This is a genomic window from Streptomyces sp. BK340 (genome assembly GCF_007827595.1).
Lineage (GTDB): Bacteria > Actinomycetota > Actinomycetes > Streptomycetales > Streptomycetaceae > Streptomyces.
Genome location: NZ_VISR01000026.1, coordinates 1 through 23,308 on the forward strand (window position 1 = coordinate 1; position 23,308 = coordinate 23,308).

Consider the following 23,308-nt stretch of genomic DNA (forward strand, 5'->3'; position numbering starts at 1 on the left):
TCCACACCTACAACCACCACCGCTGCCACACCGCACTCGGAGGCCAGCCCCCGATCAGCCGAGTGAACAACGCTGCGGGTCAATACACCTAGGCCACCCGGTGGCCGTTCTCCAGCTCCGCCGTGCCCGTGCCCTGAGCCAGGACGTCCAGCGCGGCCAGGACACGGCGGCCGAGGGCACCGGGCAGGTACTCGGGGATCTCCTCACGGGCCACCAGACGCCAGGACAGCAGCTCCTCCTCCTGCAGCCGAATGGCCTTGAACTCGGTCTCGGGCAGCACACCCCCGTCGTACAGGTAGGCCACCAGCGGCGGCCGGCCGGTGCCGTGCACCCAGTCGACCGCCAGCATCCGGCCGAGTTCCCGGTCCAGGCCGATCTCTTCGAGCGTCTCGCGGCGCGCCCCCTGGCGGGGCGTCTCGCCGTCGTCCGACTCGATCGTGCCGCCCGGAAGGGCCCAGCCCTCACGGTAGTTGGGTTCGACGAGCAGCACGCGCCCCTCGTCGTCCCGGAAGAGCGCGGCCGCACCGGCCAGCACGCGGGGGAGGCTCGCGATGTATGTGGCGAAGTCTTGGATGGTGGTCACTCAAGCAGGTTAGCCGTGGGGCGAGTCCGCCTCCGGGAACGGGTTGTCGCCGAGCAGACGCCGTGTCGCGAGCGTGTCCTCATGATCCGCTCCGAGCACACGCACGCGCTGCATGTACAGATTCCGCGCCAACTCCGTCCCCTGCTCCTCCCGGCCCGATCCGAACAGTGCGATGGCGAGTTCGTGGGCACTCGCCATCGTGCTGGGGTGACCGTCGCCGAGGATCCGGACCCGGCCCCGGTGAGCGGCGTGAGCCTGCCGCAGCGCCTCGTCGTATCGTTCGAGGGCGATCAGCGTGATGGCCAGGCTGTGCCGGGTCAGCAGAGTGGCGGGATGCTGCTCGCCGACCGAGGCCAGCCAGCCGTCGAGCACGTCGCAGTACGCCGCGTACGCCTCGTCGGTGCGGCCGAGCCTGTTCAACGTGTGCGCACGCTGCTGGTGTGCGTTCAGCGTGTCCGGATGCCCGGGGCCCAGTGCCGTCACGCGCCGTGCCGCTGTGTACGCGAAGGTGTCGAGCGCTTCCCCGTACCTCCCCCACCGCAAGTAGAGGGTGCCGATCTCATAGTGGCTGGAGAGGGTGTCGGGATGGTTGGGACCGAGCAGGTCGCGCTGTTCGACGGCGATGTCCTGCAGCGCGATCACGGCCTCGCGAAGGCCCCCGTTCCGCCCCAGGTAGACCGCTTGGCGCTGCTCGTCCGTGAGCTTCGCCGCCTGGTCGACACGCGGCGCCGACAGCAATCGGCGGAAGCCGAAGGTGTGCCGGGCCGCGCCGTACGTGAGGCTGCCCGCGCCCTCGTCGTCGAGCATGATCCGGTAGCCGAGCTCCGTCGGGGGGTCGGCTGCGCCCTCCAGCACCAGCAGATGGACGCCGAGTTCGGGCGGCAGGGCGCGCCGCCAGGCGGCGGTCGTCTCCGGGTCCTGCGCCTCGGTGACCACGACCATCGGGGCGAGCGCCGGACGGGGCCGGCCTGCCGCACCAGCCTCGTCGAGCAGAGCCCGACGGAGCCGCAGTTCCCCTCCGAGCGCCTCGTCCACGTCTCTGGTCTCCGACTGGAACACCACCTGGCGCAGATCCCTGGCGGCCCGGGGTTCCAGATACAGGCGAGCGTCCCCGACGAGGACGAACCGGACCTCGTCCGGTGCGTACATGCGGCGCGCCATGCCGTTCACGATGACGTACAGCAGTGCGGCCCGTGCGGCGAACGGCCCCTGCACGCTGCCGTGCGGGCCCATCACGGCGAAGTCCAGGGTCACCTTCTCGCCGTCATCGCCGACGCCCACGGAAACGGAGCTGCGGACAGCCGGCGGCGGCCCGGTCTGATGCCCGAAGTGCCGGAAGAACATGGCGAGATGGGCTGCCGACGGCCGGTCCGCGAGCACCGGGCTGCGGCAGCGTTCCAGCAGCGCGCTCAGCCCGGGCCCCAGCCGGGGGCCGGCCGCCTCCAGCAGGAGCGACCCCAGGCTCGCGATGTCGTCGTCACGGTCCGCGGAGTGCTCGTCGGCACCCCATCCGGTGATGCAGACCTCCTCACTGTCCGGCAGGATCCGCAGCGCGGTGAGCCCCCCGTGCACGATTCCCCTGGCGTGCGCGTGGGCGAGTACGTCAGCCGCGTGATGGGCGACGTGGACGAACTCCTCCACCGGAAGCGGACCCATCAGCTCCACTCGCTGGGCGAGACTCGGGACGGGGTACGGGGGATCACCCTCCGCCAGGAGCAGTTCCGTCGCCGTCCAGGTGCCGCCCAGGTCCAGCAGTTCGGGCGCGCCCCTCCCCTTCAGCCCACGCAGCGCGTCGGCCTCCCGCTTCACGGGCGCGCGCTGCGCGGACTGCGGGGCCTTCAGCCGGATCGCGGCCGTCCGGCCACTGTCGTCCCGCCCCAGAAACATCCCCTCGCGGGGCCAGGCCTGCTTGTGCCGGGCGAACAACTGCCAGGTGCGCACCTTCACGGGATTGCCGTACCCGAGCGACAGCCACGGCGAACCGGGTGCGTCGACGTACGCCGGCGGCGGTTCGTCGGGTGCCTCGTCCGGAGGTGGTACGGGCTCCGCGCCGTCCCGGCCCGGCTTCGGTACGCCACCCTGATCCGGAGGCACGCCCAGCCTCCGCAGCAGACGCCGGTCGATCCAGCCGAACGGCTCCGACTCGGCCACGGCTTCATCGGTACCGTCCGGATGCGCCAGCCAGGCCGGGAAATCGGGGGAACGGCCGACGAGCCGGGCCAACCGGTCGGCCACGGCGCGGCCCGTCCTGAGAAGTTCGACGGCCGGAGCCGTACCGAGCAGGATGTCGCGGGCCTGCTCGCAGAAGTCGTAACGACGGTGCTGCGGGACGAGCGGACCCGGACCCGCTCTGGCGGGCCGCATCAGCCCACCGAGGAACACCTCCGCGAGGTGGCCGGTGTCGAACCGCGGGCCGAGCACCTGCTGGACGAGCCGCATGACCGGGACGGACACCGGAGCCATTGCCGCCAGATGCGCGGCGAGCCGGTAGGCCTCGGGGGACGCCGTCTCACGGAACCGCAGGACGGCCTGCGCGGCTCCCGTCGCAGCGTTGGGGAGACGGACGGCGGACGGGGCGGAGAGCAGGGGCAGCACCGTGCTTGTCCCCGGTGATGCCAGAAGCGACGCCCACGCGCCCAGCGCCTCGGCATCGGGCGCGAGGACCGGCACCTCGACACCGTTGAACACCGCCAGCTCGGGCGGCAGCACCGGGTCCGCCACTTCCCATGCGTGGTTCGGCGCGCCGCGCCGTCTCGTGGTGACGCGCCAGCGCGCGGCCCGTAACCCGGATCCCTCCCACAAGTGCGGGGGCAGGGCGTGCAGCACCGCCGTCGGGCCGTACCGCCCCCACTGCCCGAGCTGCCTTCGCATCCGGCCGTCGCGCCAGGCCGCGCCCACGCCGTCGCTGACGACGAGGACGAGTGTCCGGCCGGTCGTGTCGGTGACGGTCGAGGGAGGCAGGCCTGCGGTGTCGGCCAGGAACGGGCGGGACGTCAGCCGTGGGGCGTGCGAACCGCGCGTGTCCAGGCCCAGCACGCGTACGGTGCGGAAGGCGCCGCTGCGCTCAAGCAAGCTCTTGACCTCGCTCGCGAGGCGCTGCCACAGCAGCATCGAGGTCCCGTCGTCGACCAGGAGCGTGACGTCCAGCCAGCGAGCCTGCGACGGTCTCAGCACGGCGTCCGGCAGACCCGTCTCCGCCGCGGCCTCGGCGGTGGCCGTCTCGTCCAGCTCCGAGTTCCGCGGGTCCCGGACGCGCAGCTTCAACGGCCGGAGGGAGCGTCCCAGTTGCAGCTGGTCGAACCGTGCGGCCCGGGGGGTGGGGGCGCTGACGGGGTGGACGGGTGTGCCGGGGCGGGACGACGGCCGGACGGCGGCCGCGTGCAGGGGAACGCGCGGCTGGGGCGGCCGCGGGACAGCCTGGTCGGGACCGCGCGGAAGGGGCGGCGCGACGGGGGGTGGCGGGGCTTTGGGCGGGGGTGGCGGGGCTTTGGGCGGGGGCGACCACTCCGGCGTGGGGGCGGGCGCGGAGGCCGGGGCGGCGTCGTCCAGGATGCCCGGCACGGCGTCCGGGTTCGGACCGTCCCGGCCGCTCACCTTGCCGACCGCCCGTGCCAGCGGCGCCGATCCGTCCGCGCGCAGGCGTCCCGCCAGCCACAGCGTGTCCAGCAATTCCTCGGGGGACAGCTCCACACCGCTGTCGGCGAGAATCGTGGCCACCTGCCCAACGGCCCGCATGCCTGGTGCCTTCGGGGACGACCGATCCGGCTCCGGCGCCCGGCCGTCCCCGCTCCGCCCGGATCCGGACCGCACCGTCGCTACACCGTTCCGCCGAGCCGGTGCAGCACGGCTTCCAGAAGCTTCCCCTCGGAGAGGGCGACGCCCCCCTTGCGGAGGAACACCGCGTTGAGCAGCTGGTCGGTGGCCAGCTCACCCGAGGTGCGGCGGGTGAGGAACTTACTCAGCAGATCGTCGACGTCCTTGAGATCCGCGTCCCTGAGATGAGCCCGCACGATGTCACGCAACTGGTCGTCCGTGGGTTTCTCGATCTCCAGGCGCACGCAGCGGCGCAGGAAGGCGGGCGGGAACTCGCGTTCGCCGTTGCTGGTGATCACGACCACGGGAAACTCCGAACAGCGCACCCGGCCCCGGACGACCGGCACCCGCGCCCCGAGGTCCGCGGTCAGCACCTCGATACGGTGGTGCTTCTCGGGCAGCCGGGCCAGCTCGGGGATCTCGAACTCGCCGTCCTCGAAGACCGCCAGCAGGTCGTTGGGCAGGTCCACATCCCCCTTGTCGAGCTCGTCGACGAGCAGTACCCGGGGCCGCTCGGACGGGACGAGCGAGGTGCCCAGGGGGCCGAGACGGACGTACGAGCCGATGTCCGGCTCCTGCTCGTGAGGCGGCTGCTCAGAGGGCTGTTCCCGGCGCAGGTTGGATTCGCGCAGCCGTCCGATCGCGTCGTAACGGTAGAGCGCGTCTTGCAGGGTGGAACGGCTGTTGACCGGCCAGTTCAGGACCTGGCCGAGGGACAGTTCGTGTGCGACGGCGTGGGCCAGGGAGGATTTACCCGTGCCCGGGTGGCCGGTGACGAGCAGCGGGCGGCGCAGCAGGAGGGCTGCGTTGACCACATCGGCCTCGGCGGGGCCGATCAGATAGGGCAGCGGCTTCGGTGGCTCGGATGCGCTCGATGTGGAGGCGAACCGCCGCCAGGGCGGAGCCTCGGGGAACGCGACCTGCCGGGCCTGCCCATCGCCCCGGAACAGCCGCCAGCCGTCGGGCCCGGAGTCGTGGCCCGGGGCGTGCGGTGCTGTCATCGGCTGGGTGCTCCTTCGTCCGGGTCGGTCAACTGCAGGCCGGGATCCTCGTGGGCCAGCCTGTCCCAGGTGGGGTCCTCCCACACGAGAGAGGGGCTCGCCTGACGGGCCGAAGGGTCCGCCCGCTTCTTCGCCGGCTTCTCCGCACGAAACTCGTGCAAACGGCGGGGCAGTCCGTGCAGCGGCCCGGCCGGGTTGACCGGGGCGAGGTGTTCGGCGTGGTCGTGGCTCTGTGCCTCTCGGTCCCACACCACCACGGGCACGCCCAGGGCCAGACAGAGGTCGAGGAGCTGGTTGCGCAGCTCGGGCGGGCCGTGCAGCACCACCTGGTTGGCGTCCAGGTAGGTCGACCTCAGCAGCCCCGCCACTTCCCGGCTGTCCGCGTGCTGCCTGCCGATGACCAGCGGCCGTCCGTGCCCGTCGCCCCATCGGCGCTGCCGCTCCGGATCACGGGTGGGTACCTGTCGGCTCATGTCGGCGGAGCGCAATGTCAGTTGGTAGAGCACGCCTAGCGGCAGGCTCGGTTCGAAGGCGTTGGGCGGTTCCGGCTCCCATTCGTCGAGCGGCAGATGGAGCCCGGCGCGGTCCACCTCTATGTCCACCGCGGGGGGTTCCCCACGGGTGGCATGCTGAAGGCGCTGGGCACCGTCGCGGATCACGGTGGCGACCTGCTCGGGCGTGAGGGGCGCGTCGCCGGCGGTGGTGTCCATGCGGTGCTGGGAGCCGTCCGGCCGTTGCTGCCAGAGCCGACACCGGAAGCATCCGGGCGCGGTTGGGCCGTACACGTCGAGTCGGGCCAGCAGCCTGGCCCGGGGAGCCGTCCGCAGCCCGGCCCACTGCCGGGCGTCCTCGCGCCGCTGGTTCCGGGCCGCCGTATGCACCCCGAGCCGGTCGCAGACCCGGTCGCTCCAGTCCTGAAGCGCCTGTCGCCGGGGCTCGGGCAGCCCGGCGGCGATGAATTCGACGACATGGACCAGGGACGGAACGCGAGGCGTGTCCTCCGGCCCCGGACCGCCCTCGTGGCAGCCCTCCAGCCCGGTGATCACCTCGCCCACCGCCTCGGGCCGCAGCACCGGCTCGCAGAGGGCGTCGGGAGGTTGTGTGAACCGCAGTGCTTCCTGCGCGGCACGGGCCGGCAGCATGCTGTCCTGGCTGGCCACCTCGCGCAGCCGCTCCTCCAGGAACGCGTACTCGCCGTGCGACAGCAGCCCGGCCGCGTCGATGACCCGGCCGAGCGCGAGCAGCGCGTTCAGCCGCTCCGGCCGCGCTCCGTCGGGACCGGTCACCAGGCATTCGCTGATCGTCGGCAACGCGCGTGGTGTGCTGAGCAGTTCGGCGGCCAGCTCTTCCACCGTCGGTGCGCTGCCGTCCTGCGGCCCGTTGAGTTTCAGCTCCTGCACCAGATGCCGTGCGGGCTCCGTCCGGGCGGCTGCGGTGGGCAGCAACTCCCGTAGTGCGGCCACGAGTTTGGCGCCGACAGGGTCGTGCGCCGGAACCGCACGCACCGTGCGGCAGGCCGTGACCACGGCCCGGGCCCCGACGCGGTCCAGTTCCGCGCGCAGCGTCTGCCAAGGCAGCGCCCAGGCCCGCCGCAGTGTGTGCCCGGACGTCAGGGCGCCACCCGGCGGTTCCAGTCTGCCGACGACCAGGCCAACCGCCGTGCCCGACGCGGTCCACAGCGGACCGCCGCTGAACCCCGGTCCGATCGGGGCCCCCGACAACTGACCGTCCACATAGCCGACATGCCGGTCGAGCAGTTTCATCTCGACGTCCGCGAACGTGACCGGATCACCGCAGCTGTGCCAGGCCCGAAGAGGCTGCCCCTGGGTCATGTCCGCCCAGAGGACAGGCGGCACCCACTCAGGCGCGGGCTCGTCGAGCTGCAGCAGGCACAGATCACCGTGCCAGACCGCAGCAGTATTCGTGGGCGGCACCCACTTCTCGATCCGTGCCGCGATCCGCGACGTTCCACGGGCGAAGGTGACGGCGAGGCCCTTCTCCGCGGGCCACTCGGTGCTGAGCTGTGGCAGCCCGAGGGCTTCGTTGACCACATGCGCGCAGGTCAGCACCCACTGCGGGGTGAGCAGCGCGGCGGCTCCGGCCGCCGTGCCGGCATCGGGGGCGTGGACGGCCACGACCGGCGGGGGCCCCGCGGACTGTTGGAACCAGCTCACCTACGCTCCGTGCGAATTTTGCCGCCAGGTCGCCGCCACCGTCATCGTGGCCCGGCCTCGGGCGCTCACGATGCCGAGTTTAAGGTCCTTGCCCAGCTCGACACCGAACTCGACCGTGAAGGACTCGGGCGGCTGCTGCGCCCCCGACACCGCCGAGTGGACCTCGTCGAGGAGCGGGCCCAACGGGCGCAGTGCTGCCCGAAGCCCGTCGGCGGCGAGAGCGGTGACCCGGCCGCCGCCGGTCGCGACGGGGCTCGGCGCGCCGAACTCCGCAGGCAGCCCCGAGGACTCCGGCGCCTCGCCCACATCGGCGAGTTCCACGCGGACTTCGGCTCCGGACAGATCGAGTTCCAGGTACTCCGGCATGACGTCATTGTGCCGATCGCGACTCGGTGTTGGCGGCGTTTACGACGGATTCGCGCCGACAAGTGACGCGAGCAGCCGCTTCGAGTGGCCGCCGAGGAAGCGGAACACGGTGACGTCGCACGCCTTCCACAGTGCCGCGAACTCCTGGCTGGTGGCGTGGAGTTCGTCGACCGGCTCGGCGAATCCGCTGCTGCGCCCGACTTCGCCGCACTCTTCAACGGGGTGCGGGGCCGGCAACCGCCTCGGCCAGGCGCAGGGTGCGCTCGGCCAGCGCACTGATCCGTACCCCGTCGAAACCGAACACCGCGCTTCGCACGGTGTCCTCCAGCGGGTCCTTCCACTGGTCCGGGACGGCCGCCGCACCGGTGCGCACCCCGGCCACCGAACCGGCCGTGGCCCCGTTGGAGTCGGTGTCCAGGCCGCCGCGGACGGTGAGGGCGATGGTCCGGGTGAAGTCGCCGTCGCCGTACAGCAGCCCGGCCGTGAGGACCGCCGCGTTCGGGACCGTGTGGATCCAGCCGAGGCCGGCGGTCTCCGCGGACACCGTGGCCAGTGTCTCCTCCCAGGGCAGCCGGGTCTCGTGCAGGGACACGACCCGGCGCACGGTCCGGGCCAGCCGGCTGCTCGCCGGGATCACGGCCAGCGCGGCCTCCAGCGCCTGCCGCACCCCCGGCGCGATGAACGCCGCCGAGATCAGCGCGGCCGCGAACATCGCGCCGTAGACGCCGTTGCCGGTGTGCGAGAGCACCGCGTCCCGGCGGGCCAGCGCCGCCGCGCGGGGCGGGTCGCCCGGGCAGGTCCAGCCGTAGACGTCGGCACGGATCAGCGCGCCGATCCACTCCTGGTACGGGTTGTCGTACGTCGCCGTCAGCGGCGGCTTCAGACCGTTCGCGAGGTTGCGGTACGCCGCCCGCTCCGCGGTGAAGGTCTGCAGGTACGGCAGCCTGAGCAGCCACAGGTCGCCGACCTGTTCGGTGCTGAAGCCGAACCCGTGGGTCTCCAGCAGGTGCAGGCCGAGGACGGCGTAGTCGACGTCGTCGTCGCGGCAGCTGCCGTGGACACGGCCGCGCACGCACTGGCGCCACTCCGGGCGCAGCACGGCGCCGTCGGCCGCGTCGGCGGGCTCGGGCAGGTAGTCGGTGAGCGGCAGGGCGGCGGCCTTGCGCAGATAGCGGTCGATGCGCTCGCGGGTCCACACCTCGCCCTGTTCGACCGGCTTGCCGAGCATGTTGCCCGCGATCCGGCCGAGCCAGCCCCCGTGGATGCGGTCGGCGAGGTCCGGCCCGGTGCCCTGATTGTTCATGGCTGGGGTCTACCCGTTTTCCCGGCCGGCTCCCAGGCGCTGCCCAGGGTTCGGTCGGGGCATGACGACGGGGGTGTCCTCCGGTTAAGGTCGCAGCGGCGCGACTGGCCCTGACGTGCGCGGGGCCCGGAGAGCAAGGGGAAAGCAAGGTGGCGGACGCTGCAGTGAACGAGACCCGCAGGGTGCTCATCGCCGCGGACAAGTTCAAGGGCTCGCTGACGGCCGTGCAGGTCGCCGAGCGGGTGACGGCCGGGCTGCGCCGGGTCGTGCCCGGCCTCGACGTCGAGGCGCTGCCCGTGGCCGACGGTGGCGACGGAACCGTGGACGCGGCGGTCGCGGCCGGCTTCGAGCGCCGGGAGATCCGGGTCGCCGGGCCGCTCGGCCAGGAGGTGACGGCCGCGTTCGCGCTGCGCGGCGACACCGCGGTGGTGGAGATGGCCGAGGCGAGCGGTCTGCAGCGGCTGCCGGCCGGTGTCTTCGCGCCGCTGACCGCCTCCACGTACGGCTCGGGAGAGCTGCTGCGGGCCGCGCTGGACGCGGGCGCGCGGACGATCGTGTTCGGCGTCGGCGGGAGCGCCACGACGGACGGCGGCGCCGGGATGCTGTCCGCGCTGGGCGCCCGGTTCCTGGACGAGGACGGCGAGCCGGTCTCGCCGGGCGGCGGCGGTCTCGCCGAGCTGGCACGCGCGGACCTGTCCGGTCTCGACCCGCGCCTGTCCACCGTGGAGCTGGTCCTCGCCAGCGACGTCGACAACCCGCTGACCGGACCGAAGGGCGCGCCCGCGGTGTACGGGCCGCAGAAGGGCGCCTCGCCGGACGACGTGGCGGCCCTGGACGCGGCCCTCGCCCACTTCGCCAAGGTCCTGGAGACGGCCGTGGGGCCGCGCGCCGCCGAGCACGCGGCGGCACCGGGCGCCGGTGCGGCCGGCGGCATCGGCTACGGCGCCCTTCTCCTGGGCGCCCGTTTCCGCCCCGGCATCGAGGTCATGCTGGACGTGCTCGGCTTCGCTCCGGCGCTGGACCGGGCCGGCCTGGTGATCACCGGTGAGGGTTCGCTGGACGAGCAGACCCTGCACGGGAAGGCGCCGGCGGGGGTCGCAGCGGCGGCCCGGGCGGCCGGCAAGGACGTCGTGGCGGTGTGCGGCCGGCTCGCCCTGCCGGAGGAGGCGCTGCACCGGGCCGGGATCGGCCGGGCGTACCCGCTGACGTCGGTGGAGCCGGACGTGGCGAAGTGCATCGCGGACGCCGGGCCGATCCTGGAGCGGGTCGCGGAGCGGATCGGCCAGGACTTCCTGGTCTGAGCCGTCGCCGCACGGCCGGTCCTACTGCAGTTCGGTCAGCTCCCCGTCCACGTCCCGGTAGTAGCTGCCGCTCGTGAGGCCCCACACCTGCTGGTGGGCCAGCCACTGCTTCGTGATCTGGTGCAGGATCTTCGCGGGGCGCTCCCAGACCATGGAGTGTCCCGCGCCCGCCAGCTGGAACATCAGCTTGTCCGGCCCCGCGACGGCCTTGTAGAGGGCCGGGACGGAGAAGCGCAGGACCGGCGGCACCGGGAGGGCCTCCGGGGTGTTGGCCGTCCTGTCCAGCTCGCCGTGGACGAGGGCGACGGGCACCTGGTTGCCGAGCACGCCGTTGTACGCCGCGGTCTGGTTGTTCCAGCCCCACCAGAACGAGTTCCGGAACCGGTGGACGCCCTCGTGCGTGCCGTCCGGCAGCAGGGGACCCCACTTGGCGCCGACGGGGTCACTGTCCATCATGGCGGCCCACACCGTGTCCTCGATGCCGGGCTCCCGCTGGAGCGGGCTGCCCGTCTCGCGGTCCCATGCGACCTTGAAGCCGGTCTTGCTGTTGACGTGCATCGGGAAGCCGAACATGGCCTGCGGCGGGTACACGGGCAGGTTCGTGACCCCTTTGGGGAGCCCGAACGGGTCAACGGGATTCTCCGACCACCGTCCCAGCGGCGCGAAGATCGGGGCGAGGAGGAACAGGCTCTTGACCTCCGTGGGGTGCAGGAGGGCGTAAGGACCCATGAGCGGTCCCGCGGCGGACCAGCCGATGAAGTGGATCGGCTTGTTCATGCACCGTGACCTGACGAACTTGACGACCGTGGCCAGCTCCGACCATTCGCTCTGCGAGGTGCCGAACTCGTGGGGGTACGGTGGCGTCCCGCACGGAGCCGCGAGCGGGCCCAGGACGTCGTCCCGCTGGGCCGGATTGGCGTTGCACGGGTCGTCCATCATCAGGCGTGGCGATTTCCCGTTGCCCTGTACGTCCATCATGTACACGTCGTAGTGGTCCTTGGCCAGCTGCTGGGCCCAGCTGTACCGGATGGCGTCGTCCCCGGGCACTCCGGGGAGCACGAGGTCGTATCCGGCGAGCACCGGCACGCTTCTGCCGTGGAGCATCAGCACCGGCTCGGGGTCGTGGCCCGGCTGGGTGCCGTTCCACTCCCGGACGAAGAGGTTCACCTGCTTGTTCGCGTTGGCCGGATTGTTCGACTTGTGCGGGACCGGGTAGTCCGTCTGTACGGGTCCGGGCATGGCTGTCCTCCCATCCGCATGGTGGGATGAATGTTCGTAAATGCCCCTGTTTCCACCGTCGCCCTACCCGTGAATCACTGCAAATCGGCAGGGAACAGGGGTAGTTGACGGGGCAAAGGGGAGCCGGTCGCAGCCCTTGAACGCAAAACGGGTGTGGCCCGAGCCTCGGAGGCTCGGGCCACACCCGGTGTGTCGGTGCGGAGGGTCAGGGCAGCTGCGCCGCCCGTGCCTCCCGACGGTTGTCGCGGAAGTTGTTCACCCGGCGCGCCGTGGCGAACAGCGGGATCACCGCGCCCATGACCAGCTGCAGGGCGCAGCCCGTCTGGAGGAGCAGCTGGCCGCCCGGGGCGTCGAAGGCCCAGGCGGTCAGGAGGCCCATGGACAGGACGATCCAGGACAGCATGGCCACCGCGAGGCGGCCCCGCGGCTTCGGGTACTCGACCCGGCTCACCATCAGCCAGGCCGTACCGAGGATCGCCAGGAGCGTCGCGAAGAAGGGCAGCTCCAGCAGGATGATCGAGACGACCGTCAGCGCGCCGAACGGCGAGGGCATGCCCTGGAACATGCCGTTCGTCGGCGTCACGCACGAGAAGCGCGCCAGACGCAGCACCACGGCCAGGAGCACCACGATTGCCCCGACCGCCGCCACCTTCTGGTACGCGTCGTCCGCGACCATGCCGTAGACCAGCACGAAGTACGCGGGCGCCAGGCCGAAGCTGATCAGGTCCGACAGGTTGTCCAGCTCGGCGCCCATGGGCGAGGAGCGGAGCTTGCGCGCCACCAGGCCGTCGAACAGGTCGAACACGGCTGCGCACAGCATCAGGATGACCGCCGTGGCCGCGCTGTTGCGCGCCATGCCGGACTCCTGGCTGTCGGTGAGGTGCGGGATCAGGATGCCGGTGGTGGTGAAGTACACCGCCATGAAGCCGCACGTGGCGTTGCCCAGCGTGAGGGTGTCCGCTATTGAGAGGCGGAGAGAGAGGGGCATCTCCTCTTCTTCGTCCACCTCGTCCGCCTCGGGCACCCAGCCCGCCTGGGTCTCCGGATCAATCACGGTCAATGCGAGTCACCCCAGCCACGGTCTTCTGGCCGACCTCGACCGCGACCTCCACGCCCTCGGGCAGGTAGAGGTCGACACGCGAGCCGAAGCGGATCAGACCGATTCGGTCGCCCTGCTCGACCTTCGTGCCCTCGGGGATGTAGGGCACGATGCGGCGGGCCACCGCGCCGGCGATCTGGATCATCTCGATGTCGCCGAGTTCGGTGTCGAAATGCCAGACTACGCGCTCGTTGTTCTCGCTCTCCTTGTTGAAAGCCGGAACAAAGCCGCCGGGGATGTGCTCGACCGACGTCACCGTGCCCGAGAGGGGCGCGCGGTTGACGTGGACGTTGAGCGGGCTCATGAAGATCGCGACCCGGGTGCGGCCGTCCTTCCAGGGCATGATGCTCTGCACCACACCGTCGGCGGGCGAGATGACACGGCCCTGGGCGATCTCGCGCTCGGGGTCGCGGAAGAACCACAGCATGCCCGCCGCGAGCGCGGTGGCGGGCACGGCCACGGCCTTGGCGGCGCCGGAACGGCGGGCGCGGGCCAGGCTGAGGGCTGCGGTGGCGACGGTCGGGAGAAGCCACGGCGATGCTCCGCGCGCGAGGCGTACGCCGACCTGGCGGTCGCGAGGTGCAGAGGTTTGGCTGTGGGGCATGGATGACCTTCGTAGCGGATGATGCCGCGCTCTGACGGGGGACGGCGGCTTTCCCGGGATCGTACCGGGCGCGGGCTGCAACTGGGCAAGCGAGGCAGCCGAGTCGGCGGCCGAAGAGTGTCCACGGGGTGTGATCTTCTTCTCGAAGAAAACACCCCGTACCCGGACAATCAGCCCTGGAATCGATACTCTTCCAGCAACCTGCGCCCGATGATCATTTTCTGGATCTCGGCGGTGCCTTCACCGATGAGCAGCATCGGAGCCTCCCGGTAGAGGCGCTCGATCTCGTACTCCTTGGAGAAGCCGTAGCCGCCGTGGATCCGGAAGGCATCTTCCACGACCTCCTTGCAGTACTCGGAGGCGAGGTATTTCGCCATCCCTGCTTCGAGGTCGTTTCGTTCCCCGGAGTCCTTTTTGCGTGCCGCATTCACCATCATGGCATGCGCGGCCTCGACCTTGGTGCCCATCTCGGCCAGCTTGAACTGGATGGCCTGGTGCTGGGCGATCGGCTTGCCGAAAGTGTGCCGCTGCTGGGCGTACTGGACACCCAGTTCGAAGGCGCGCTGGGCGACCCCGCAGCCACGCGCCGCCACATTGACGCGGCCGACCTCCACGCCGTCCATCATTTGGTAAAAACCTCGGCCGGTGACGCCGCCGAGCACCCGATCGGCCGGAACCCGGAGGCCGTCCATGATCAGCTCGGTGGTGTCGACGCCCTTGTAGCCCATCTTGTCGATCTTGCCCGGGATCGTGAGGCCGGGGCGGACCTCGCCGAAGCCGGGCTCCTTCTCGATCAGGAAGGTCGTCATCGACTTGTGGGGTGCCGTGCCCTCGGGGTGTCCTTCGTCACTCCGGACGAGAACGGCCACCAGGGACGAGGTGCCACCGTTCGTCAGCCACATCTTCTGACCGTTCAGGACGTACTCGTCGCCGTCCTTGACCGCCTTGGATGTGATGGCCGACACATCGGAGCCCAGGCCCGGCTCCGACATCGAGAACGCGCCCCGGATGTCGCCGGCCGCCATGCGCGGAAGGAAGTGGTCCTTCTGCTCCTGCGTGCCGTGCTGCTTGAGCATGTACGCGACGATGAAGTGCGTGTTGATGATGCCGGACACCGACATCCAGCCGCGGGCGATCTCCTCCACGCACAGCGCGTAGGTGAGGAGCGACTCGCCCAGGCCCCCGTACTCCTCGGGGATCATCAGACCGAACAGGCCGAGTTCCTTCAGGCCGTCCACGATCTGCTGCGGGTACTCGTCGCGGTGCTCCAGCCCGGTCGCGACAGGAATGATCTCCTTGTCGACGAAGTCCCGAACGGTGGAGAGGATCTCCTGCTGGACGTCGGTCAGACCGGCGGTCTGGGCGAGGCGCGCCATTACTTCTCCTGCTGCTTCAGCTCCGGGCGGCCGGGCTGCTCGCCGCCGCGCTCCTTGATGTACGTCTCGGTGGGCACCATGACCTTGCGGCGGAAGACGCACACCAGGGTGCCGTCCTGCTTGTAGCCCTTGGTCTCGACGTAGACGATGCCGCGGTCGTCCTTCGACTTCGACGGCCACTTGTCGAGCACCGTCGTCTGCCCGTAGATGGTGTCGCCGTGGAAGGTCGGCGCCACGTGCTTGAGCGACTCGATCTCCAGGTTGGCGATCGCCTTGCCGGAGATGTCCGGCACGCTCATGCCGAGCAGCAGCGAGTAGATGTAGTTCCCGACGACGACGTTCTTGCCGAAGTCCGTCGTCTTCTCCGCATAGTTGGTGTCCATGTGGAGCGGGTGGTGGTTCATGGTGAGGAGACAGAACAGGTGGTCGTCGTACTCCGTGACCGTCTTGCCCGGCCAGTGCTTGTACGTCGCCCCGACCTCGAACTCCTCGTAGGTGCGTCCGAACTGCATCGCGCTCAGGCCTCCGGGATCTCGAACTTCGACGTGCGCTGCATGCCGGCGGCGCGTCCCTTGCCGGAGATGACCAGGGCCATCTTGCGGCTGGCCTCGTCGATCATCTCGTCGCCGAGCATCGCGGAGCCTTTCTTGCCGCCGGCCTCGGACGTGTAGTAGTCGTACGCGTCCAGGATCAGCTCGGCGTGGTCGAAGTCCTCCTGGGAGGGCGAGAAGATCTCGTTGGCCGCCTCGACCTGGCCCGGGTGCAGCACCCACTTGCCGTCGAAGCCCAGGGCCGCGGCGCGCTGGGCGACCTCGCGGTAGCCCTCGACGTTGCGGATCTGCAGGTAGGGGCCGTCGATCGCCTGGAGGTTGTTGGCGCGGGCGGCCATCAGGATCTTCATCAGGATGTAGTGGTAGGCGTCCGCCGGGTAGCCGGGCGGCTGCTCGCCCACGACGAGCGACTTCATGTTGATGGAGGCCATGAAGTCGGCCGGGCCGAAGATGATCGTCTCGACGCGCGGGGAGGCCTGCGCGATCGCGTTGACGTTGTTGAGGCCCTGCGCGTTCTCGATCTGCGCCTCGATGCCGATCTTGCCCAGCTCGAAGCCCATGGTCTTCTCGATCTGCGTCAGCAGCAGGTCCAGGGCGACGATCTGCTCGGCGGTCTGCACCTTCGGCAGCATGATGCAGTCGAGGTTCTGGCCCGCGCCCTCGACGACGGTCACGACGTCGCGGTACGTCCACTCGGTCGTCCAGTCGTTGACGCGCACGACCCGCGTCTTGCCCGTCCAGTCACCCTCGTTGAGGAACTTGACGATGGTGTGCCGCGCCTCGGGCTTGGCCAGCGGCGCGCACGCGTCCTCCAGGTCCAGGAAGACCTGGTCGGCCGGGAGGCCCTGCGCCTTCTCCAGGAAGCGGGGGTTGCTCCCCGGCACGGCGAGGCAGGAACGCCGCGGACGAAGACGGTTGACGGTCATGCGGGGACCTCCAGGGGGTCGAGCTTGTTCGCTTTCCGGATCTCGTCGACGATGCGGCCGATGATCCCGGTGATGTCGAAGTCCTTCGGGGTGAAGACCGCGGCCACTCCTGCGGCCCGCAGCTGGTCGGCGTCACCATTCGGGATGATGCCACCAGCGATCACGGGTATATCTGTGGCACCGGCCACACGCAGCCGTTGGAGCACGTCCGGCACCAGCTGGGCGTGCGAGCCGGAGAGGATCGACAGGCCCACGGCATGCACGTCCTCCGCCAGCGCGGCGTCCACGATCTGCTCGGGCGTCAGCCGGATGCCCTGGTAGACCACCTCGAAGCCGGCGTCACGCGCACGGACGGCGATCTGCTCGGCGCCGTTGGAGTGCCCGTCCAGACCGGGCTTGCCGACCAGGAAGCGGAGCTTGCCGACGCCCAGTTCGCGGGCGGTGCCGTCCACCTTGGCGCGGACCTCGGCGAGTGCCGAGCCGGCCTCGACGGGAACGGCGATGGGAGCGGAGGAGACCCCGGTCGGCGCGCGGAACTCGCCGAACACCTCGCGCAGCGCACCCGCCCACTCGCCGGTCGTGACCCCGGCGCGGGCGCACTCCAGGGTGGCCTCCATGAGGTTGTCGGTGCCCTTGGCGGCCTCCTTCAGCCGCTCCAGCGCCTTGCAGGGGCGCGGGTGGTTGAAGGGCGGCTGGTAGCGGGTGTCGCGCCAGCCCCCGATCGCCTCGACGACCCGGGCCTCGACCGCCGGGTCGACCGTCTGGATCGCGGTGTCCAGGTCGGCCGTGAGCGGGTTGGGCTCGGTGGTCTCGAAGATGTTGACGCCGACGATCTTCTCCTGCCCGGACTCGATCCGGGCCCGGCGCTCGGCGTGCGAGGAGACCAGCTGGGACTTGAGGTAGCCGGACTCGACGGCGGCCATCGCGCCGCCCATCTCCTGGATCCGGTCGATCTCGGCGAGGGACTCCTCGACGAGGGCGTTCACCTTCGCCTCGATGACGTGCGAGCCCTCGAAGATGTCCTCGTACTCCAGCAGGTCGCTCTCGTGCGCGAGGACCTGCTGGATGCGCAGCGACCACTGCTGGTCCCACGGCCGGGGCAGGCCGAGGGCCTCGTTCCAGGCCGGCAGCTGCACGGCACGCGCACGGGCGTCCTTGGAGAGGGTCACGGCCAGCATCTCGAGGACGATCCGCTGGACGTTGTTCTCCGGCTGCGCCTCGGTCAGGCCGAGCGAGTTGACCTGGACGCCGTAGCGGAACCGGCGCTGCTTCGCGTCCTCGATGCCGTACCGCTCACGGGTGATCTTGTCCCAGATGCGGCCGAACGCCCGCATCTTGCACATCTCCTCGACGAAGCGGACGCCCGCGTTCACGAAGAAGGAGATGCGCGCGACCACGTCGCCCATACGCTCCTGCGGCACCTGGCCGCTGTCGCGCACGGCGTCGAGGACGGCGATCGCGGTGGACATCGCGTACGCGATCTCCTGCACCGGCGTGGCCCCGGCCTCCTGCAGGTGGTAGCTGCAGATGTTGATCGGGTTCCACTTCGGGATGTGGGAGACCGTGTACGCGATCATGTCCGTCGTCAGGCGGAGCGACGGCCCGGGCGGGAAGACGTGCGTCCCCCTGGACAGGTACTCCTTGACGATGTCGTTCTGGGTCGTGCCCTGGAGCTTGGTGATGTCCGCACCCTGCTCCTCGGCGACGACCTGGTAGAGCGCCAGCAGCCACATGGCGGTGGCGTTGATCGTCATCGAGGTGTTCATCTGCTCCAGGGGGATGTCCTGGAACAGCCGGCGCATGTCACCGAGGTGCGAGACGGGCACGCCGACCCGGCCGACCTCGCCGCGGGCGAGGATGTGGTCGGGGTCGTAGCCGGTCTGCGTCGGCAGGTCGAACGCCACCGACAGACCGGTCTGGCCCTTGGCGAGGTTGCGTCGGTACAGCTCGTTGGACGCCTCGGCCGTCGAGTGGCCGGCGTACGTCCGCATGAGCCACGGACGGTCCTTCTGACGCTCTGTCATCTAAGGCCCTCAGACGTTCCGGAAGCGGTTGATGGCGTCGATGTGCTTGGCGCGCATCTCCTCGTCGCGCACGCCCAGGCCCTCCTCGGGGGCCAGGCACAGCACGCCGACCTTGCCCTGGTGGAGGTTGCGGTGCACGTCGTACGCGGCCTGGCCGGTCTCCTCCAGGGAGTAGACCTTCGACAGGGTCGGGTGGATCTTGCCCTTCGCGATGAGCCGGTTGGCCTCCCAGGCCTCGCGGTAGTTGGCGAAGTGCGAGCCGATGATCCGCTTCAGCGACATCCACAGGTAGCGGTTGTCGTACTCGTGCATGTAGCCCGAGGTCGAGGCGCAGGTGGTGATGGTGCCGCCCTTACGGGTGACGTAGACGCTCGCGCCGAAGGTCTCGCGGCCGGGGTGCTCGAAGACGATGTCGATGTCCTCGCCGCCGGTGAACTCGCGGATGCGCTTGCCGAAGCGCTTCCACTCCTTCGGGTCCTGGGTGCGCTCGTCCTTCCAGAACTTGTAGCCCTCGGCGCTGCGGTCGATGATCGCCTCGGCGCCCATCGAGCGGCAGATGTCAGCCTTCTGCTCGCTGGAGACGACACAGATCGGGTTGGCGCCGCCGGCCAGCGCGAACTGCGTGGCGTACGATCCGAGTCCGCCGGAGGCGCCCCAGATCAGGACGTTGTCGCCCTGCTTCATGCCGGCGCCGTTGCGGGAGACCAGCTGGCGGTAGGCGGTGGAGTTGACCAGGCCCGGGGCCGCGGCCTCCTCCCAGCTGAGGTGCTTGGGCTTCGGCATCAGCTGGTTGGACTTGACGAGCGCGATCTCGGCGAGGCCGCCGAAGTTGGTCTCGAAGCCCCAGATGCGCTGCTCGGGGTCGAGCATCGTGTCGTTGTGGCCGTCGCTGGACTCCAGCTCGACGGACAGACAGTGCGCGACGACCTCGTCACCGGGGTTCCAGGCGTTCACGCCGGGGCCGGTGCGCAGGACGACACCCGCGAGGTCGGAGCCGATGATGTGGTACGGCAGGTCATGGCGCTTGGTCAGTTCGCTGAGCCGGCCGTAGCGCTCCAGGAACCCGAAGGTGGACAGCGGCTCGAAGATCGAGGTCCACACCGAGTTGTAGTTGACCGAGGAGGCCATGACGGCCACCAGGGCCTCACCGGGGCCCAGTTCGGGCACCGGAACCTCGTCCAGGTGAATCGACTTGCGCGGGTCCTTGTCGCGGGACTCGAGGCCCGCGAACATCTCCGTCTCGTCCTTGTGCACGGTGATCGCGCGGTACGACTCGGGGACCTGCAGTGCTGCGAAGTCGGCCGGTGTCGATTCCGGCGACTGGATCGCGTCGAGGATGTCCTTCACGGTCACGGTATTGCCTCCGGCGGTGAGCGCCCTGAGGGAGGGGCGCTGGGGGTTCGTCGGTGCTACTGGGAGTGCTGCTGAGGGTTTTGGTGATGCCGTCGGTTCGGCGAGGTGATGCTTCGGCAGCGCTTTGTGGCGCGGGAGGTTGCCTGTGACGCAGGCGTCCGGGCGCGCAGGCCATGAGCTTGCGGGGACAGCCGGCGAACGATCGGTCTCTGCTCGCCGGCCGCCCGGACACCTTCAACGTATGACACCGCGTGTCAGGTGGCAAGGCACTGAGTGCCATGAGTTCGCCTCAGATGAAATCTTTACGTAACAAATGAGCGATGATCGATCGAACGGCTTCTGAAATCTGCTGGAAAAGGGCCCCTGACATGCCAAAACGGCCACCCCGTGGGGTGGCCGTCGTCACAGCGGGAACGCGCGCTCGGAGCGCCTCGGCGGGCCTCAGCGCTCCTTGAGCGCCTCCTCGATGGTGCGCATGACCTCGTCGAGCGGGGCGTCCGTGCGGGCGACCGTCACGAGCACCTCGCCGTGTGCGGACACCGTCGCCGGGGCCGTGGTGGCGGCCGGCTTGGCCGCCGAGCCGCGTCCGGCGCCGATGCCCGTGCCGAAGGTCTTGCGCACGATCGCGAAGGCGTGGTCGAGCTGGGCCTCCACGTCGCCCTGGCCGCCGGCCCGCAGCCAGCGCCGCAGGACGTGGTTGTGGGCCGTGACGACGGCGGAGGCGGCGACCTCGGCGAGCAGCGGGTCGTCGTTGGCGTCGTCGGCGTGCGCGTGCTCGTCGAAGTGGCCGAGCAGATAGCGGGTGAACAGGCGCTCGTAGCGGGCCACCGAGGCGATCTCCGCCTCGCGCAGGGTGGGCACCTCGCGCGTGAGCTTGTAGCGGGCGACCGAGATCTCCGGCCGGGCCGCGTACATCTTCATGACTTCCTTGATGCCACGGCACACGGTGTCGAGCGGGTGCTCGTGCGCGGGGGCGGCGTTGAGGACCGCCTCCGCGCGGATCAGCGTGTCGTCGTGGTCGGGGAAGATCGCCTCTTCCTTGGAGCGGAAGTGGCGGAAGAAGGTGCGGCGCGCGACCCCGGCAGCGGCCGCGATCTCGTCGACGGTGGTCGCCTCGTACCCCTTGGTCGCGAACAGCTCCATCGCTGCGGCCGCCAGCTCTCGGCGCATTTTCAGCCGCTGGGCGGCGGCGCGACTGCCTGCGGCACTTTCCGGCGCGTCGGGCGTGGCTGGTGTACGTGAGGACTTGGCGGGCTGGGACATGACCCGAACGTACTGCATGTCCGCAGCTCGATGCGCAGGTCCGGGGTTTCCCCCGCCCCTGGAGGGCGGGGGAGTGCCGGGGCCGGAAAGGGCGGGAAACGCCACGGGGTCCAGCAGGCCGCCCCAGTCCGCGCCCTCGGAGGCACCGTCGAACCAGTCACCGGCGCCGTCAGCGGCGGGCATACTCGCGGAAGCCGCGGCCGGTCTTGCGGCCGAGGCAGCCCGCGGCCACCAGGTGCTCCAGCAGCGGCGCCGGGGCCAGGCCCGGGTCGCGGAACTCGCGGTGCAGCACCTTCTCGATCGCGAGCGAGACGTCCAGACCGACGACGTCCAGCAGCTCGAAGGGGCCCATCGGGTAGCCGCCGCCGAGCTTCATCGCGGCGTCGATGTCGTCGAGGGACGCGTAGTGCTCCTGAACCATCTTGACCGCGTTGTTCAGGTACGGGAACAGCAGCGCGTTCACGATGAACCCGGCCCGGTCGCCGCAGTCCACGGCGTGCTTCCTGACCTTCGCGCAGACCTCGCGGACGGTGGCGTGGACGTCGTCGGCCGTCAGGACCGTGCGGACGACCTCGACCAGCTTCATCGCCGGGGCCGGGTTGAAGAAGTGCATGCCGATCACGTCCTGCGGGCGCGAGGTGGCGCGGGCGCAGGCGACCACGGGCAGCGAGGAGGTGGTGGTGGCGAGGACCGCGCCGGGCTTGCAGACCTTGTCCAGCGTCGCGAACAGCTGCTGCTTGACCTCCAGGTCCTCGGCGACCGCCTCGACGGCGAGGTCGACGCCGGCGAAGGCTTCGTAGGAGCCCGCCGGGGTGATCAGGTCCAGGGTCCGGGCGGCCGCCTCGGCGGTCATCCGGCCCTTGTCGACGGAGCGCGCGAGGGACTTGCCGATCCGCGCCTTGGCGGTCCGGGCCTTCTCCTCGCTGCGGGCGGCGAGGACGACCTCGTACCCGGCCTTGGCGAAGACCTCGGCGATCCCGGAGGCCATCGTGCCCGAGCCCGCGACGCCGACGGAGCGCACGGAGCGGCCCGTGACCTGCGCGTTCCCCTCGACCGGGGTCAGCGCGTCCGGCACGGTGGTGGCGCTGCCGGGCGCCTCGTACGTGTAGAAGCCGCGCCCGGCCTTGCGGCCGGTCAGGCCCGCTTCGCTGAGCTGCTTCAGGATCGGGGCGGGGGCGTGCAGCCGGTCGCCGGACTCGGCGTACATGGCGTCCAGGACCGTACGCGCGGTGTCGATGCCGATGAGGTCCAGCAGGGCGAGGGGGCCCATGGGCAGACCGCAGCCGAGCCGCATGGCCGCGTCGATGTCCTCGCGGGAGGCGTACCGGGCCTCGTACATCGCGGCGGCCTGGTTGAGGTAGCCGAACAGCAGCCCGTCCGCGACGAACCCGGGGCGGTCGCCGACCGCGACCGGCTCCTTGCCCAGCTCGACGGCGAGGTCGGTGACCGCGGCGACGGCCTGCGGCGCGGTCAGCACCGAGGAGACGACCTCGACCAGCTTCATCGCCGGGGCCGGGTTGAAGAAGTGCAGGCCGAGCACGCGCTCCGGGCGGGCCGAGTCGGCGGCGAGCCGGGTGACCGACAGAGCGTTGGTGCCGGTCGCGAGGATCGTCTCGGGGCGGACGACGGCGTCCAGCTCGCGGAAGATCTGGTGCTTGATCTCGTACGACTCCGGGGCCACCTCGATGACCAGGTCGGCGTCGGCGGCCGCGGCGATGTCGGTGGACGTGCGGATCCGGGCGAGGACGTCCGCGCGCTCCTGCTCGGTCAGCCGGCCGCGCTCCACGGAGCGGGCGGTGGCGGCCTCCAGGGCGGCGGCGGCCTTCGCGGCCTGGGCCTCGCTGATGTCGATGCCGATCACCTCGCGGCCGGCCTTCGCGAGGACCTCGGTGATGCCGGTGCCCATGGTGCCGAGGCCGACGACGGCGATCGTCTTGAGCTGGGACAGGGGGGTGTCGGACAGGGGAGTGGCCATCGCGGGACTCCAGGAATGAGGGTGACGACTGGGAACGCACCGGGTGCGCCAGGAGGCGCACACCGGGGCGGAGAGAAAAAGAGGTGCGGGTGTTTCCGGGCTGCTGGCGCACACGCCCGGTGGGCCGTCGCCGCGGGCGTATACACGCCCGGGAGAGGCTGATTCCGACCGGCCCTGTCCCGGAGCCGGGTCGTACTGCGGTACCGATGTACCGAACCGACCAACTCACGACGGCTGCGTCACCAAACCGTCGTCAGCGGATGTGCGAGTGGGTAACTCGCTCGTCTGAGCTTAACCGGCGAGTAACGAGCGCGCCAGACCTGAGCCGGACCGAGTTTGTGATGTAGCTCCCTCCCG

The 23,308-nt window shown here is 70.6% G+C and carries 18 protein-coding genes; 1 reads left to right on the forward strand and 17 read right to left on the reverse strand.

Going from position 1 to position 23,308, the window contains the following annotated elements:
• Positions 1–88: 88 nt before the first annotated feature.
• The 7 genes from FB157_RS34560 to FB157_RS34590 all read right to left on the reverse strand — a co-directional run bounded on the left by FB157_RS34560 (position 89) and on the right by FB157_RS34590 (position 9,240).
• Positions 89–583 (reverse strand): NUDIX hydrolase, encoded by a 495-nt coding sequence (locus FB157_RS34560; RefSeq protein WP_145884632.1) that lies wholly within the window; start codon positions 581–583, stop codon positions 89–91.
• A gap of 9 nt (positions 584–592) precedes the next feature.
• Positions 593–4,318, reverse strand: coding sequence for a tetratricopeptide repeat-containing protein kinase family protein (locus tag FB157_RS34565; protein ID WP_186581827.1), 3,726 nt, complete (start codon positions 4,316–4,318; stop codon positions 593–595).
• Positions 4,319–4,398: 80 nt separating this feature from the next.
• The gene (locus FB157_RS34570; protein ID WP_145884634.1) at positions 4,399–5,397 is read right to left on the reverse strand and encodes a MoxR family ATPase; all 999 of its coding nucleotides are present in this window, start codon (positions 5,395–5,397) and stop codon (positions 4,399–4,401) included.
• Positions 5,394–7,571 (reverse strand): trypsin-like peptidase domain-containing protein, encoded by a 2,178-nt coding sequence (locus FB157_RS34575; protein ID WP_145884635.1) that lies wholly within the window; start codon positions 7,569–7,571, stop codon positions 5,394–5,396. The genes FB157_RS34570 and FB157_RS34575 overlap by 4 nt, the downstream gene beginning before the upstream one ends.
• Positions 7,572–7,937, reverse strand: a complete 366-nt coding sequence (locus FB157_RS34580) for a CU044_2847 family protein (RefSeq protein WP_145884636.1) — start codon at positions 7,935–7,937, stop codon at positions 7,572–7,574.
• A gap of 39 nt (positions 7,938–7,976) precedes the next feature.
• Positions 7,977–8,174: a hypothetical protein gene (locus tag FB157_RS34585; protein ID WP_145884637.1), complete on the reverse strand. Its 198-nt coding sequence runs from the start codon at positions 8,172–8,174 to the stop codon at positions 7,977–7,979.
• The gene (locus FB157_RS34590) at positions 8,152–9,240 is read right to left on the reverse strand and encodes an ADP-ribosylglycohydrolase family protein (RefSeq protein WP_145884638.1); all 1,089 of its coding nucleotides are present in this window, start codon (positions 9,238–9,240) and stop codon (positions 8,152–8,154) included. The genes FB157_RS34585 and FB157_RS34590 overlap by 23 nt, the downstream gene beginning before the upstream one ends.
• Before the next feature lie 164 nt (positions 9,241–9,404).
• On the opposite strand from FB157_RS34590, the gene FB157_RS34595 reads away from it, so the two are divergent.
• Positions 9,405–10,541 (forward strand): glycerate kinase, encoded by a 1,137-nt coding sequence (locus FB157_RS34595; RefSeq protein WP_145884794.1) that lies wholly within the window; start codon positions 9,405–9,407, stop codon positions 10,539–10,541.
• 21 nt (positions 10,542–10,562) lie between these two features.
• Here FB157_RS34595 and FB157_RS34600 read toward each other — a convergent pair whose 3' ends face one another.
• From FB157_RS34600 to FB157_RS34645, 10 genes are all read right to left on the reverse strand, one after another.
• On the reverse strand, positions 10,563–11,780 hold the full coding sequence (locus FB157_RS34600) for an alpha/beta fold hydrolase (protein WP_145884639.1): 1,218 nt from the start codon (positions 11,778–11,780) through the stop codon (positions 10,563–10,565).
• 205 nt (positions 11,781–11,985) lie between these two features.
• Positions 11,986–12,804, reverse strand: a complete 819-nt coding sequence (pssA, locus tag FB157_RS34605) for a CDP-diacylglycerol--serine O-phosphatidyltransferase (protein ID WP_145884796.1) — start codon at positions 12,802–12,804, stop codon at positions 11,986–11,988.
• Between the two features lie 22 nt (positions 12,805–12,826).
• Positions 12,827–13,483 carry a phosphatidylserine decarboxylase gene (locus tag FB157_RS34610; protein WP_145884640.1) on the reverse strand — a complete coding sequence of 219 codons (657 nt, stop codon included), beginning with the start codon at positions 13,481–13,483 and terminating at the stop codon, positions 12,827–12,829.
• Positions 13,484–13,653: 170 nt separating this feature from the next.
• Positions 13,654–14,859: an acyl-CoA dehydrogenase family protein gene (locus tag FB157_RS34615; protein WP_145884641.1), complete on the reverse strand. Its 1,206-nt coding sequence runs from the start codon at positions 14,857–14,859 to the stop codon at positions 13,654–13,656.
• Positions 14,859–15,371 carry a MaoC family dehydratase gene (locus FB157_RS34620; RefSeq protein WP_145884642.1) on the reverse strand — a complete coding sequence of 171 codons (513 nt, stop codon included), beginning with the start codon at positions 15,369–15,371 and terminating at the stop codon, positions 14,859–14,861. The genes FB157_RS34615 and FB157_RS34620 overlap by 1 nt, the downstream gene beginning before the upstream one ends.
• A gap of 5 nt (positions 15,372–15,376) precedes the next feature.
• The gene (locus FB157_RS34625; protein WP_145884643.1) at positions 15,377–16,336 is read right to left on the reverse strand and encodes a CoA ester lyase; all 960 of its coding nucleotides are present in this window, start codon (positions 16,334–16,336) and stop codon (positions 15,377–15,379) included.
• A complete protein-coding gene (locus FB157_RS34630) occupies positions 16,333–18,360 on the reverse strand; it encodes a protein meaA (RefSeq protein WP_145884644.1) in 2,028 nt (675 codons plus the stop codon). The genes FB157_RS34625 and FB157_RS34630 overlap by 4 nt, the downstream gene beginning before the upstream one ends.
• A 9-nt stretch (positions 18,361–18,369) precedes the next feature.
• The gene (gene ccrA / locus FB157_RS34635; RefSeq protein ID WP_145884645.1) at positions 18,370–19,713 is read right to left on the reverse strand and encodes a crotonyl-CoA carboxylase/reductase; all 1,344 of its coding nucleotides are present in this window, start codon (positions 19,711–19,713) and stop codon (positions 18,370–18,372) included.
• A 441-nt stretch (positions 19,714–20,154) separates the two neighbouring features.
• Positions 20,155–20,976, reverse strand: coding sequence for a TetR family transcriptional regulator (locus tag FB157_RS34640; RefSeq protein WP_261386723.1), 822 nt, complete (start codon positions 20,974–20,976; stop codon positions 20,155–20,157).
• A gap of 169 nt (positions 20,977–21,145) precedes the next feature.
• Positions 21,146–22,951 carry a 3-hydroxyacyl-CoA dehydrogenase family protein gene (locus FB157_RS34645; RefSeq protein WP_145884647.1) on the reverse strand — a complete coding sequence of 602 codons (1,806 nt, stop codon included), beginning with the start codon at positions 22,949–22,951 and terminating at the stop codon, positions 21,146–21,148.
• Between the last annotated feature and the right edge of the window lie 357 nt (positions 22,952–23,308).

Coding starts and splice junctions, on each gene's coding strand:
- FB157_RS34565 (WP_186581827.1), bottom strand. CDS start 4,318: ATGCGGGCCGTTGGGCAGGTGGCCACGATTCTCGCCGACAGCGGTGTG.
- FB157_RS34570 (WP_145884634.1), bottom strand. CDS start 5,397: ATGACAGCACCGCACGCCCCGGGCCACGACTCCGGGCCCGACGGCTGG.
- FB157_RS34580 (WP_145884636.1), bottom strand. CDS start 7,937: ATGCCGGAGTACCTGGAACTCGATCTGTCCGGAGCCGAAGTCCGCGTG.
- FB157_RS34590 (WP_145884638.1), bottom strand. CDS start 9,240: ATGAACAATCAGGGCACCGGGCCGGACCTCGCCGACCGCATCCACGGG.
- FB157_RS34600 (WP_145884639.1), bottom strand. CDS start 11,780: ATGCCCGGACCCGTACAGACGGACTACCCGGTCCCGCACAAGTCGAAC.
- FB157_RS34610 (WP_145884640.1), bottom strand. CDS start 13,483: ATGCCCCACAGCCAAACCTCTGCACCTCGCGACCGCCAGGTCGGCGTA.
- FB157_RS34615 (WP_145884641.1), bottom strand. CDS start 14,859: ATGGCGCGCCTCGCCCAGACCGCCGGTCTGACCGACGTCCAGCAGGAG.
- FB157_RS34620 (WP_145884642.1), bottom strand. CDS start 15,371: ATGCAGTTCGGACGCACCTACGAGGAGTTCGAGGTCGGGGCGACGTAC.
- FB157_RS34625 (WP_145884643.1), bottom strand. CDS start 16,336: ATGACCGTCAACCGTCTTCGTCCGCGGCGTTCCTGCCTCGCCGTGCCG.
- FB157_RS34630 (WP_145884644.1), bottom strand. CDS start 18,360: ATGACAGAGCGTCAGAAGGACCGTCCGTGGCTCATGCGGACGTACGCC.
- FB157_RS34640 (WP_261386723.1), bottom strand. CDS start 20,976: ATGTCCCAGCCCGCCAAGTCCTCACGTACACCAGCCACGCCCGACGCG.
- FB157_RS34645 (WP_145884647.1), bottom strand. CDS start 22,951: ATGGCCACTCCCCTGTCCGACACCCCCCTGTCCCAGCTCAAGACGATC.